Here is a 13,694-nt window from a genome sequence, read left to right on the forward strand (position 1 = left end):
CTCCCGCCATCTGTGTTCTTTATATTATTTCATTGGATAATCGCTAAATGTAGCAACCATAACTGCCTTGATGGTATGCAAGCGATTTTCTGCTTCTTGGAAAGCCAAGGAATTAGGCCCTTCAAATACATCTTCTGTTACTTCGATACCATTCATGCCGAATCGTTCAAAGATATCTTTACCAACTTGCGTTTCCGTATTGTGGAATGCTGGCAAGCAGTGACAGAATTTCGTATTTGGATTGCCTGTTAAAGCCATCATGTCCGCATTGATTTGGAATGGTTTAAAGAGGTTAATCCGTTCTTCCCACATATCGTAAGTATCGCCCATCGTTACCCATACGCCTGTGTAAATCACATCAAGACCTTTAACGCCTTCCGCCACATTATCTGTGCATGTAATTGTAGCGCCGGTTTCCTTCGCTACCTTCAAGCATTCTTCGTAGAACGGACCAGCTGGCCAGAATTGTTTAGGACCGATAAGACGGAAATCCATGCCCATTTTCACGGCACCGCTCATTAAAGCGTTACACATATTGGATTGACCATGACCTACATAAGCATAAGAAATTTCGTTCAATGGCTTGTCGATATTTTCTTGCAATGTAAGGAAATTAGCTAATGTTTGTGTAGGATGATCCATATCGGTTAGGCCATTCCATACAGGCACGCCTGAATATTGTTCCAATGTATCCACGTCTTCTTGGTCAAAGCCACGGAATTCAATGGCATCATACATGGAACCAAGAACACGCGCCGTATCCTTTAAGGATTCTTTTTTATTCATTTGAGAGCCTGTAGGTCCAAGGTATGTCGTATGCGCCCCTTGGTCTGCTGCCCCTACTTCAAAGGCACACCGTGTTCTCGTAGAATCCTTTTCAAAAATGAGTACGAAATTTTTGCCTTCCATCGTTTTGATTTCTGTGCCCGCTTTTTTATCTGCCTTTAATTTAGCAGCTAGATCTAAGTAATATTTAATTTCTTCTGGTGTGTAATCTAGCATTGTCTTAAATGATTTATTATGTAAACTTTTCATGATAACTCCTTCAATCTATACGGTATATATTTATACAATTTTATTTTTGTTATTTGTGAAAGCTACTCTTTCGGTTGTAAATATTCTGCAGCTAGTGCCGCCATCATGGTAATACCAGATTCTAAAATCTTTTCATCAATGGTAAATCCTGCATTATGAAGTGCTGGATTGCCTTCAAAACCAGTTCCCAACCAAAGAAAAGCGCCTTTGATTTTGTGTAAGTATGCAGAAAAATCTTCTGCCGCCATAGACGGATGTTCTGGATGTACTACGGCGTCCTTGCCAAGGTATTTTTCTACGATGGATGTAGCATAGTCGATGGCATCTGGGTCATTCGTTGTCGCTCCATGACCGCGTTTATAATCTAAGGTACTCTTTGTTTTGTACATCATATCCAAAGCGTGTAAGCTTTCACCTAAACGACGTTCAATATAGTCACGTTTCGCTGGTTCGTAGGTACGACATGTCCCTTCGAGGTATACATCGCCGCAGCCTACATTATAGCGGTCACCACCGTTGATTACCCCGATGGTGCATACGAGATTTTCCATTGGATTCGTCTCACGAGCCACCATGGATTCAACATTAACAATCCAGTTGGCCGCAGCCATGATAGCATCGATACCATTGTGAGGTTCTGCACCATGCGTAGATTTACCGTGAATATGAACGAGAAAATGATCAGATGCCGCCATAAGATGACCTTTTTTAAGACCTACCGTGCCTACCGGCAATTGAGGCCATACATGAAGTCCAAAAATTTCATCTACATCATCTAGGATACCGCTGTCCACAATGCCTTGTGCACCAGGAAATAACGCCTCTTCTTCAGAAGGTTGGAATACGAGTTTAACGGTACCGTGCAATTCATCTTTTATAGATTGCAACACAGCTGCCGCACCAAGCAAAATCGATATATGTCCATCGTGTCCGCAAGCATGCATAACACCTTCGTTTTGTGATGCAAAAGGTAGTCCCGTCTCTTCATGGATTGGCAATGCATCAATATCCGCCCGTAACGCAATAACAGGGCCTGTGTGAGCGCCCTGTATTTCACCGATAACTGCATAATCTGAAACATCATTAACAAATGGAATCCCTAATTCTCCAAGAGTCTTTTGAATGAATAAAGATGTTTCTTTTTCTTGACCAGATAATTCTGGATGACTATGAATATGTCGACGCCATGCTATAACTTGTTCTTTATATTGTGCTGCATATTTTTTTATTAAATCTTGTAATGTATTCATGACGTTATCTCCTTTATACACAGTATGTATATTTTATACATTTAATGTGTATTTTTATAACCTATGTACGTATTATAATACTATCACTTATATTATTCAAGTTTTATACATATATTTTGTATTTTTATTTGTTATTCTATGCATTAATTTTAATCATAGAACCATAAGCTATAAATTATATGAATGTCTAAGTATAAAAAAAGTTGTAATAGCATGCGTTGATGTAACGCATACTACTACAGCTCCATTTATTTTTCAATGACAGACTCATCTACCTGTGTCCCATCAGCTAAGAAGGCTCTTACAACTAATCGATTTGGTGTAACAGTCATAGTCATATAATTACTTGCCTCTCGATCTGGTATTACATATACATCGAGGGGATGTTGTTTCCACTTAGGATGCCGCGCATCCCCTGCTATACCGGTAAGAATGTATAAAGGCCCCGATGCATCGCGGTCAAAGTTTCGAACATGGCCACGATTACGATAGGAATGTAGATGAGCAGATTTGACGCTAAATCTTGTCGTAGCCACTGCACCTGTACATCGTATAAATCAGGGTGATGTGTATCGTGATTATCCTCATGAGTACTTTCATATAGCTGCGTATCTAACACAACATAATGGACATCGCCATAATCATAGGAATAATACCTGCGATCGAATGTGGCATTACCATTATTCGGCACATCAAAATAGCTCAAATAGGCACGAGGCTCACGCATCTTCCAATCTAAGGTATACATCTCGTGATTGCCCAATGTAGGGGCCAAAGGAATACGTGCACTCAACGGCTTAATGGAATCGAGCCACGTCCGCCATTGATAAGCCTGTTCACCATTATCTACGAGGTCCCCCATACTGATATACAAGGCTGCACCAGGATTACGCTTAGCAGAATTCTTCACAACTTGCTCCCACCCAGAATAATCGCCAGATTGAGAATCTGGATAGATGAGAACCTCATACTCACTAGCACCTGCCGTTTCTAAGGAATACCAATTACTACGTCGGTCTGTACTATAACCAACGCGATATTCATATTTAGTATCAGGTGTAAAATCTGTAATCGTCCCTTCATGAATATACGTCGTACTACCATCATCTGTGAAAGCAGTATCCGTAGCCGATAATTTCTTAATATCATCACTACCAACTAGGCGATACTCAATAACCGCATCAGGTTCGCTGCTATCCGATTGCCACATAATGGTTCGGCTCGTGCTATTATCCTTTGCTACGATTTGGCGAATATAACGACTTTCAGAATCAAGGAGCGGTTTGATCTCTTGTCCACTTACAACAGCTACCGTTCGAGCGATTCGACTTTGTATGGCATCTTTATATATATAGCCTCCAGTAACTAAAGCAGCTAGCGCTACAATAGCTACAGTCATTTTTACTAATCTATTTTTTCTCATAAAATTCTTGAACATCTACTTTTCTATATCTAGCAGAAATACATCCCAACATATTTAATTGCGGTATGTTCCATTCATTAGGTAAATAGATATCACAGGTAAGCTCATCGCCTATAGAATTATTAGCTATAAATTGATAGCGACCTAACAAATGAGATTTTTAAAATTTGAAAAGTCTCCGAGAAAATGTTTACACGCTACCTCAAATGTATCTAATCTATCTATATTGCTCAATTCACAATACCTCTATTAAAGAATTTCTCTACTATTTTTCGTAATATTGTTTCATTTGTGTATAGCCATTGACGATGACCTCAATTTCACCAGTTCTAGGATGGAAAATAAGACCATGAACAGGTACGTCTTTTGGAATCAACGGATTCATACGCAATTCGTCCACTGTTTCCTCTACATTTTCAGCAGGATGTGTAAACCCATCCGCCCAGTGTTCCATTTCCTTTTTCACCATATGAATCGCTTCTGGTGCAATACCACGAGCTAACATTTTTTCTGTTAAGTTTTTAGCTGTTGTTTTAGCCATACCGCATTCATGATGACCGATGATAAAGATTTCGTTAACACCTAACTCATAAATGCAAACCAACAAACTACGAACAACACCATCAAAAGGCCCTGTAATACAATTACCTGCAGTCTTAACAATCTTAGCCTCACCTCGACCAATATCCATAGAGTCTTCTAAGAAATTCACAAGGCGCGTATCCATACACGTTACAATCGCCATCTGACGGCTCGGCATCTTACTGCATTTTGTATCTACATCAACATATCCTGTATTTTGATCCTCTACATATTCCTTATTATGTTTCAAAATATCATCAAGTAAACTCATATTTCCTCCTGATAAAAAAGACCTTGTCTAAATTAAAGCAAGGTCTCTATATTTAATACATTCGATATTTTATTATACCATATATCCGTATCCCCTATCTCTCCTGTCCATAGACTTCGGCTCGCTTAGTGACAGTAATAAACCGAAAGGAAGAGAGTGTTGAGTAGTCCGTGCTCGCGAGCGACTTTGGCCCTGCGAAGCCCGAAGGGCGAAGTCAGACCCGGCCGGTGGAGCGAGCAAGTATGGGCTACTCAACCTGAATACTCTAGGTTTATATGTCACTAGCGATCCGGAGTCGCCAATGCCTCGATTGCGACACTACCACCACGAACGACTTCGATGCGATTAACGAACATGTCTTTAAACAAGGCAATCATATCATTATTCTTAGACACTGTTTTTACGCATTGTACAAGTACGGATTTTCTATTGTAGTCGATGACCTTAAGGTCAAAGGTTTCTGCAATGCGGAATATTTCTTGTTTGTCTGATTCTTTACAGCTATTAATCTTGATGAATAATAATTCTTTTTTTGTAATCGGCATGTCTGTAAAATCGATGACCTTAATAACCTCAACACTGCGGTTAAGTTGCTTAATGATTTGTTCATATGTCAAATCATCGCAGGTGAGCTCTATGGTCATACGTGACATGGTAGGGTCTTCTGTTTCACCTACTGTCAACGTATCAAGGTTATAGTTTTTACCAGCGAAGAGGCCTGAAATTTTGGCCAATACGCCGATTTGGTTTTCTACATATGCTGAAATGCAGCGTTTTTCTAAATGTAATTCCATAGCCCCTCCTATTTTTTATCCTTTAATAACATGTCACTCAACGATTTACCTGCTGGTACCATTGGCAATACATTTAACTCGGTTGGAACGATACATTCAATAAGTGTTGGTCCTTTTTTGAAAGCATCCGCTTTTGTAAAGGCCGCTTCTAGTTCTTCAACTTTTGTAACACGTATACCTTGTGCACCATAGGCTTCTGCTAATTTCACAAAGTCTGGTACATATTCAAATTCATCGTTATCAATCATATCACGAGTGACAATAGCGCTTTCATCCATCAATAAATTCGTACATGCATAGCGTTTATCGTAGAATAATTGTTGCCACTGACGTACATTGCCAAGATAGCCATTGTTGATGACAACCAAGGTCACAGGCAAATGGTAATGCATAGCTGTTGCAAATTCTTGAATATTCATTTGCACGCCCCCATCCCCACAAATGGCGAATACGCGTTTTGTAGGATTACCAAATTGAGCACCAATAGCCGCAGGAAATCCATAACCCATCGTACCTAAACCGCCGGATGTCAACAATTGATGATTGCCTTCGATTTCGAGGAATTGCGTAGTCCACAATTGATTTTGACCTACATCAGTAGCCACCACTGGACGATCATAATGATTATTAATATACTCAATAATATTTTGTGGCGTAAGACCTTCTTCACCAGCTTGCGTAACAGGTCGTTCTTCTTTTAATTGTTGTAACTGAGCTGGCCAATCGCCTAAGTCGTGAGGTTCAATATATTCTAATAAAGCCTCAATCGCTAGTTTTGCATCCGCTACAATTGGAATATCTACCTTAATATTTTTAGAAATAGATGCTGCATCTACGTCGATATGTACAATCTTACAGTTTTGTGCAAATGTACTCAATTTGCCGGTAATACGGTCATTAAAGCGCGTACCAATGGAAATCATAACATCACAATCAGTAATGGCCACATTCGGTGCATAACCACCGTGTATGCCTACATTGCCTAAGTACAATGGATGACGTGAACTAATAGCCCCTTTCCCCATCAAAGTAGTGACTACAGGAATACCCGTTTTATCTACCAGCTGTGTCATCAATTCATTAGCACCACTGATGCTAATACCACCACCTAATAAGAATAAAGGGCGTTTAGCCTTAGCAATAACAGAACAAGCCTTCTTCACCTGACCAATATGAACAGTTGTATTTGGCTTGTAGCCACGAATATTGACCTCACTTGGATATACATCAGACCCCATCGCTTTTTGAATATTCTTTGGAATATCTACTAAAACAGGACCTGGGCGACCGGTACGAGCAATGTAAAAGGCTTCTTTCAAAATGCGCCCCAAATCTTTACGATCACGAACTGTCACTGCATATTTGCTAACATTACGAACTATACCGACTGTATCTACTTCTTGAAATGCATCATTGCCCATTAAGGACAAATCAACTTGACCAGTAATACATACCATTGGCACACTATCAGAATAAGCTGTAGCGATACCAGTAATGAGATTTGTTGCACCTGGGCCAGATGTAACCATACAAACGCCGACCTTGCCAGTACTACGTGCATAACCATCGGCAGCATGTGCCAATGCTTGCTCATGACGAGGTAAAATAACCTTTACTTGATCTTGTTTGTATAATTCATCCATAATATCAATGGTTGCTGCACCAGGATAGTTAAATAAAAACTCAACATTCTCCTCTTGCAATGCTTTCACCACATATGCGGCACCTGAAATCATAGTTATCCTCCTACATATGTCTAACAACCTATAGATACATTAATAGATTGTATATCTAAAAAATTGAATATTGTTATAATTTATGATATACTTTTAAATATATCATATCTTACTTGATGTGAGTATGAAATAACTCAATAAATCACTAAATTTAGCCATATTTTCTGAAAGGACTGAATACTATGAAAGAAATTTTAGGTTTCCACTTAAATGGCTGCCCTTATTGCCATAATGCATTCCGTGCAATCGAAGAATTACAAGCAGAAAATCCTGCCTATAAAAACATTAAAATTGATTGGGTTGAAGATCAAAATGCCCATGAATTATTCAAAACTCACCCTTATGAATACTACCCTAATCTTTGGTTCGGTACAGACAAACAATACGAAGCACAACCTGGTGAAAGCTATGATCAAACTAAAGCATATATCAAATCTGTATTCGACAAAGCCCTTGCATAAAAATCTATGTAATCAATAAAATGCACCGCTAACATACAAGCTAATGTTAGCGGTGCATTTTTGTATACGGCAAAATTATAACTTTTTTTGTACCATGAACTTGCTGACTGCCTTATACACAATTAAGATTAATGCAATTTCTAAGGGGAAGCAAATGATATTTTTAATAAGACGTCCAACAAATATAGCAGATACTGCTTTGTTATAAAATATTGTTAACCACAATGTATTCAATATTAAATGTATACATACAGTAACAATTATTTCTGGTAACAGTAATTTTTTTAATGTAATATCACGACCATGTAAAAAATACCCATATATATAACCTACTAGAAATTCAGATATGATAAATCCGGGAAAAAACACCCCTTGTCCAAATAGAGACATTCCTATAAAACAGGCAATAGCAGCCATTATTCCTGCTGCCATAGGCCCATAAAGAATACCAAATATGGCAGTTGATAAAAATCCAAAGGTAATATGTATAAATGTAGTATGAATAGCAAATATATAAGATAGTAAAACCGTCAATGCTACAAATATGCCTGTCTTTACAATCATATCAGTTTTCATGGAATGTGTCGCTCCTTTTTCTATCCTTCCACTCTAAATACATATGACGAATAACTTGAATGGGAGATACAAACAACATTCTAGGCCCACCATAGCGCATAATTTCACGAATTTTGTCTCTGTACGTTGGCTCATAACAATGAGTTTTGCATACGCTACAAAATGTTTTATGTTCCATATGTGGACAGACAGCAATACGATGTTGTGCATACTGCCATACCTGTTCACAATTCTCACACAATTTTCCCTTCTGCGTATGATGTTTATCATGACAATAGATGCCAATAATTTGACGCATCGTTTTCAATTCTAGTTGACGCTTTTCTTCTACTGTCATAATACCTCCTAATTAACAGACCACGATACCCATGCAACCGTATCCACTGTTTTATTATGAATTTTACCATCTATAGTACGGGGTTCAATGAGTTGTCTAATTTCTCGCTTCATATCTTCTATGATCCCCCACTCATTATTGTGGAGGCGCAATGTAAAATAATCTACCGCTTTATCGATGCTCATAACCTCTGTTTCAGGAACTGTTTTGTAGGTAACTTTCACATTATGACCTATCTCATGAATAGCATCTAAACATTCTTTCACCTTACCAGGCCACGGAAATGAATCTCGCCCGAAGAAATGTTCTGACAACATATCTACCGTTTCATCCATACGTTCACTAAACGCAATCCATAGACATGTATCATGGCTTGCATCATGCATGGAACGTATATTCTCTACATCAAACATAATAGGACAAAAAATACTATATGCCAAATCAAACGTTTTATCCCAGCCTAATGTCTGCCTAGTTTCTTCAGACCATGGTGCAATATATAGGCTTACATCAAGGCCTTCTGTATCTGCCAGTTGTTTTGCACCATGAATCATACCATCGGATAAATCAATGCCCGTAGTTTTATAGCCTTCTCTAGCTAATCCAAGTGCGTAATCGCCGACACCACAACCAATATCGAGGGCAGTCCCACCATTTGGAGGTAATAGATGTTCGTCCTTTAAAAATGAGAGAAAGTCTGTTACCTGTGCCTTACGATCTGCTCGATTATGTAGTTCCACAAAAAATTTAGATCGATTATTCCAGGCCGCTTGTTCATCGCGCCAATCATGGAGATCAACGGATACTTCTTGTATTGTATTATTCATATTATATCCTCTACTATGATACTGTATATGTGACTGTAAATATAGTTAACGCAATATCCATATAACTCCATCGGTCCAAATGGGCAGTTCAGATTTTATATATGGATACTATATTTTTTATTGTATATTATTCTCAATAAAATTTGTGTTACTATAGTCACATTTACATATATTATCTAAAGTATCGAATATCCTATTCTATATATTTACATTGTATCGGATAAAATATATCGTATAGAACGTCCCTTGCCAATCTGTTTAAGTCGCCCCTTCTCCACTAATCGTCGTAACACTCTACCGCTCGTGGCCTGTGCTACTTTTAATTCTGTATCAACATCACTCCGTTTGATGCTTCCACAATCACGAACTAGATTAATGATCTGCTCTTCTTGCTGATAGCTAATTTTAGGTACATTATGTTCAGATATAGGCTCATCGATATTGCAATTTGGTAATATTAATTTAAATGCATTAGTAGTCACAATAATTTGAGGTTTAACTGTTTTATTTTTATAGGCATCCATAATTTTTTGTAAGCCTGTCCCATAGGCTTCAATTAATTCTAACCGATAAAATACATTAGCTAATTTGGGATTCCGGCACAATGAAAACCCATCTAATAAAATATCGTCTAAACTAGTTCTAGGTGGCAAACCACCAAGCGATGTAAACTCAATACGATTATCATATATGCCTATGGTTGGACTAGCCATATACGAATAATCTCTATGAACTAGCATATTTAATAATGCTTCACGAATAGCAATCTGTGGATAATCTCGTTTATCCTTTCTATGAAGCCCTTCAATAGTGGCTTTAACTGCATTTCGATTATCTATATACTCGTACGCTTCATATAATTGATCTAATAAGGCCCCTCTGATTTCACGCCTATCTCTAAAAATATATCCATCGGTTCCCTGAAATACTGCAATTTTCAACTCATGAGGGCATTGATCAGACAATAGTAACCCCAGATTGGTATAAATATCATCAAATTCAGTAATGCCTAAGGTTCTTTTTTGCGGATCATTAAAGGCTAGAGTTTTATCATCAAATTCATGTTTTAACCGTTTAAATGTTAATTTTTGTTGTAAGGATCTAGCACTTTCATAACTATCTCCGTCAGTATCGCGAATCATATCCTTACGAATATCCGCTGTATATTCTCTTTTTAATTCTATTATTTCCGATTCTTTATACATATAAACCTCCTTTCTAATCTAATCTAATCTAATCTAATCTAATCTAATCTAATCTAATCACATTGTACTATTTCAATGATTAGAAAACAATATATTTCATTATTTCCCAATAATCATCAAAAGGGACTATACCCACATGCAATATATTTGCATAAGGTATAGTCCCTTATAGTTAGATAAATTATTTTTTATCATCTTGCTTAGTTTCTTCTGTATCTACAGATTTACCAAGCTCATTTTGTTTTAAAACTTGTTGTTCTAATTCTTCTACACTAGTTGGTTGTTCAGATTGTTCAGGTTTATCTTGAGGTTTAAATCCAGCAGGTTTCTTATCGAATGTATCTCTAAGTTTATCAGTACCTTCTTTAGCTAAGTTTTTGATAGCCTCAGGATCTGCACCGCTGAATGCTGCAAGAGCTTCTTCATTCTTAGGATCAAAGAAAGGCGCTTGTTTAAAGCCTAACATAGCTGCTACGAATACCATGGGAATTTGAGCGATAGCACTATTGTACTCTTTAACTTGGAAGTTATAAATTTCGCGTTTATTAGAAATGAAAGTTTCATTTTCACTAATCGCTTCTAAAAATTTACCATATTGACTATCTGCTTTTAACTCTGGGAATTGATTAGCTAACGCCGTAATATTTTGAACAGCCTTAGCCGTTGCACGTGCCATTTCCAAGAAATTATCGGACACCTTTAATTGAATAGATTTCTCATAATCGCCATATTCATCAACTAAACCAGAGTATTGATTGATAATAGCTACCTTTTTCTCATAGGCTACAATAATATTAGCGCGAGCTTCTTTAATCTCTACAGTTAATTTTTGCAATGTATTATATTGCTTAATAAAGAAAATTACCAATGCTAATATCAGCAGAAATATTAATGAACTCATATAATCCTCTCTCCATATCTGTAATACTATAATGAAAACCAAACTAACATGAACAACATGAATAATTTGGCAACATTATACCATATCAAATATATAACTGATATGAAATTTCATTCATGAAGTGCAAACTATAGAATACATTTTATGAACCTGTTATAAGCCGATATATTGAAGTTTCGTCATCTAAACGATGCATACCTTACGACTATTAATACATACAAATAACGCTTCAATGTTAACGATAAAAATTATTTCGTACACCACTTATATTTATTATAATAAAGAAAAGGAGGACTTGAAAGTATGGGAACCTATATACTAATCCTAATGTTTGTATTAGTTGCTATTGCTGTCACATTTGCGACTTATAACTTATCTATGATTAAATCCATGCCGCCTGAAGAACGTTATAAACTTCTCTATTTTAAAGATGATCAAGTCTCTATAGGCATTGGATTAGTAAGAAGAACATATAAATTAAAAGATATTCGCGAAGTACGTTTCTCTAAAGGCAAAAAATTCCGCAGCATGGGTAGCTGGGCCGGTAGAATGAAGATTTGCAAAATAAATGGTAAAACAAGTCGTTGGATAGAATTTGATGGTACTGTCTATTACAAAAAAATGGTATATATATCTAACGAAGAAATTATTGATAAATCAATAGACATACTCATGAAAGAATTTAGATCTAGAGGAATTCAATGTAATAAATATAGATAGTAACATATAAAAACGGCTTCTCGAAATTTCGAGAAGCCGTTTGCTATTGGTGCGCCTAGCAGGATTCGAACCTGCGCACCCGGTTCCGGAGACCGGCGCTCTATCCCCTGAGCTATAGGCGCATGTGTACTAAAGAATTATACCATATTACAGCATGCTTCGATAGTATAAAGTATATAAGCACATAGACATATAGAATACGCCTCTATCATTAGCTAATCGATAAACTAATAATAAAGGCGTATTATACTACATATTCTTTTGAATGACCTGTAAGAGTGCATCACAGCTACGACTGACATCAGCATAGGTTTCGTCAAAGTTTCCCGTATACCAAGGATCCTTTACATCTCGGCTTTCACCAACAAAAGACATAGCCTTATGCACCTTATGCTCCACATCATCACCGATAATGCGACGTAAGTTTCGGGCATTATTTTCATCCATGATGATTAAGTAATCAAATTTACGGTAATCATCCATTGTCACTTGGCGCGCCTTACGACGAGTATAAGGAATACCCATTTCATCTAATTTTTGTTTAGTACCATAATGAGTATCATTTCCTATCTCCTCACGAGATGTGGCAGCAGATTCGATATAAATAGAATCAGTCAAACCTGCCTCGTTAACGATATGCTTCATATAAAACTCTGCCATCGTAGAACGACAAATATTTCCGTGACAGATAAATAAAACATTAACCATTATAGCTCCTTTAACACCACACCAAGTGCTGAATTATTAACGTACAAAGTTCGTAGATACATTTTTCTCTGTATCTGGATATGGCACACCTTGCTCCTTGGCTACCGCAAAGCTACGCATCATCCAAATCATATTACGAGCCAAGTTACGCATGGTTTGCATGCCTTCTTCATCTTGCTTAGCATCCTCTGCTACTAGGCCGTGGCTAATATTCCAATATGTAGATCCTGCAACTGGCATTTGAGAAATACCAAAGTATTTATTGAGTACATCAAAGGAAGCCGTTGTACCACCACGTCTAGCTACCGCAATGGATGCCCCTGGTTTAAAGGCAAATGGATTTGGTGTTACATTTTCTGCACTGAAAAACACACGATCTAAAAAGGATAAAATACGACCACTTGGATGCGCATAATATACAGGTGTGGCAAAAATAAATCCATCTGCATCCTTTGCTTTTTCTACGAATGCATTTACATCATCATCCTTAAATACACATTCACCATGTTCAAAACAATAGCCACATTGGATACAATCTCGAATCGGCTTATTACCAAGTTGAATGACCTCTGTATCTACATTGGCATCATGGAATACCTTTTCTACTTCTTGAACTGCTTGCATAGTTGTGCCATTCACATGGCTACTACCATTTACGATTAAAACTTTCATATTATAGCCTCCTAATTCTTACTTAAGAAGTGTATAAACACTAGTTATTTTATCTTAGCATAGGAAAATGAATTTGTTAAATTAATAGATTTAGATGCCCGAACCCTCTTTTCAGAATTAAAGAAGGAATAACAAAAGCTATCAGTTAATGATATAAAATCAACTGATAGCTTTTTAGTATTAAGAGGCTGTTTTG

Annotated in this window: 15 protein-coding genes and 1 tRNA gene; 2 read left to right on the top strand and 14 right to left on the bottom strand. The window is 37.2% G+C overall.

Annotated features, from left to right (window positions below):
- Positions 1-24: 24 nt before the first annotated feature.
- The 6 genes from argF to ilvB form a co-directional block, all read right to left on the bottom strand.
- Positions 25-1,035, bottom strand: coding sequence for an ornithine carbamoyltransferase (gene argF / locus RYP29_RS02360; RefSeq protein WP_399553308.1), 1,011 nt, complete (start codon positions 1,033-1,035; stop codon positions 25-27).
- Positions 1,036-1,097: 62 nt separating this feature from the next.
- Positions 1,098-2,285 (bottom strand): M20 family metallopeptidase, encoded by a 1,188-nt coding sequence (locus RYP29_RS02365; protein WP_311531999.1) that lies wholly within the window; start codon positions 2,283-2,285, stop codon positions 1,098-1,100.
- Positions 2,286-2,703: 418 nt separating this feature from the next.
- Positions 2,704-3,708, bottom strand: coding sequence for a metallophosphoesterase family protein (locus RYP29_RS02370; RefSeq protein ID WP_311532001.1), 1,005 nt, complete (start codon positions 3,706-3,708; stop codon positions 2,704-2,706).
- Positions 3,709-3,973: 265 nt separating this feature from the next.
- Positions 3,974-4,561, bottom strand: a complete 588-nt coding sequence (locus RYP29_RS02375) for a carbonic anhydrase (RefSeq protein ID WP_005381899.1) — start codon at positions 4,559-4,561, stop codon at positions 3,974-3,976.
- A gap of 281 nt (positions 4,562-4,842) precedes the next feature.
- Positions 4,843-5,355: an acetolactate synthase small subunit gene (gene ilvN / locus RYP29_RS02380; RefSeq protein ID WP_005381918.1), complete on the bottom strand. Its 513-nt coding sequence runs from the start codon at positions 5,353-5,355 to the stop codon at positions 4,843-4,845.
- A gap of 8 nt (positions 5,356-5,363) precedes the next feature.
- On the bottom strand, positions 5,364-7,091 hold the full coding sequence (gene ilvB / locus RYP29_RS02385; protein WP_311532002.1) for a biosynthetic-type acetolactate synthase large subunit: 1,728 nt from the start codon (positions 7,089-7,091) through the stop codon (positions 5,364-5,366).
- Between the two features lie 182 nt (positions 7,092-7,273).
- Here ilvB and RYP29_RS02390 point away from each other — a divergent pair, with 182 nt between their 5' ends.
- Positions 7,274-7,552: a glutaredoxin gene (locus RYP29_RS02390; protein WP_205096883.1), complete on the top strand. Its 279-nt coding sequence runs from the start codon at positions 7,274-7,276 to the stop codon at positions 7,550-7,552.
- Between the two features lie 75 nt (positions 7,553-7,627).
- Here RYP29_RS02390 and RYP29_RS02395 read toward each other — a convergent pair whose 3' ends face one another.
- From RYP29_RS02395 to RYP29_RS02415, 5 genes are all read right to left on the bottom strand, one after another.
- Positions 7,628-8,128 (bottom strand): folate family ECF transporter S component, encoded by a 501-nt coding sequence (locus RYP29_RS02395; RefSeq protein ID WP_105084401.1) that lies wholly within the window; start codon positions 8,126-8,128, stop codon positions 7,628-7,630.
- Positions 8,118-8,465 carry a nitrous oxide-stimulated promoter family protein gene (locus tag RYP29_RS02400; RefSeq protein WP_311532005.1) on the bottom strand — a complete coding sequence of 116 codons (348 nt, stop codon included), beginning with the start codon at positions 8,463-8,465 and terminating at the stop codon, positions 8,118-8,120. The genes RYP29_RS02395 and RYP29_RS02400 overlap by 11 nt, the downstream gene beginning before the upstream one ends.
- Positions 8,466-8,473: 8 nt before the next feature.
- Complete coding sequence (locus tag RYP29_RS02405; RefSeq protein WP_311532006.1) at positions 8,474-9,292, bottom strand: class I SAM-dependent methyltransferase; 819 nt, start codon at positions 9,290-9,292, stop codon at positions 8,474-8,476.
- A 206-nt stretch (positions 9,293-9,498) separates the two neighbouring features.
- Positions 9,499-10,497, bottom strand: coding sequence for an ATP-binding protein (locus RYP29_RS02410; RefSeq protein ID WP_311532007.1), 999 nt, complete (start codon positions 10,495-10,497; stop codon positions 9,499-9,501).
- A gap of 181 nt (positions 10,498-10,678) precedes the next feature.
- Positions 10,679-11,398 carry a LemA family protein gene (locus tag RYP29_RS02415; protein ID WP_311532008.1) on the bottom strand — a complete coding sequence of 240 codons (720 nt, stop codon included), beginning with the start codon at positions 11,396-11,398 and terminating at the stop codon, positions 10,679-10,681.
- 303 nt (positions 11,399-11,701) lie between these two features.
- Here RYP29_RS02415 and RYP29_RS02420 point away from each other — a divergent pair, with 303 nt between their 5' ends.
- The gene (locus RYP29_RS02420; protein ID WP_005382895.1) at positions 11,702-12,118 is read left to right on the top strand and encodes a hypothetical protein; all 417 of its coding nucleotides are present in this window, start codon (positions 11,702-11,704) and stop codon (positions 12,116-12,118) included.
- Positions 12,119-12,165: 47 nt separating this feature from the next.
- On the opposite strand, the gene RYP29_RS02425 is transcribed toward RYP29_RS02420, so the two are convergent.
- From RYP29_RS02425 to RYP29_RS02435, 3 genes are all read right to left on the bottom strand, one after another.
- A tRNA-Arg gene (locus tag RYP29_RS02425) sits at positions 12,166-12,240 on the bottom strand.
- Positions 12,241-12,367: 127 nt separating this feature from the next.
- On the bottom strand, positions 12,368-12,826 hold the full coding sequence (locus tag RYP29_RS02430; RefSeq protein ID WP_311532011.1) for a low molecular weight protein-tyrosine-phosphatase: 459 nt from the start codon (positions 12,824-12,826) through the stop codon (positions 12,368-12,370).
- A 36-nt stretch (positions 12,827-12,862) separates the two neighbouring features.
- Entirely contained in the window at positions 12,863-13,498 is a 636-nt protein-coding gene (locus RYP29_RS02435; protein ID WP_311532012.1) for a flavodoxin family protein, read from the bottom strand.
- Positions 13,499-13,694 lie beyond the last annotated feature (196 nt).

The organism is uncultured Veillonella sp. (genome assembly GCF_963534045.1).
Taxonomy (GTDB): domain Bacteria; phylum Bacillota; class Negativicutes; order Veillonellales; family Veillonellaceae; genus Veillonella.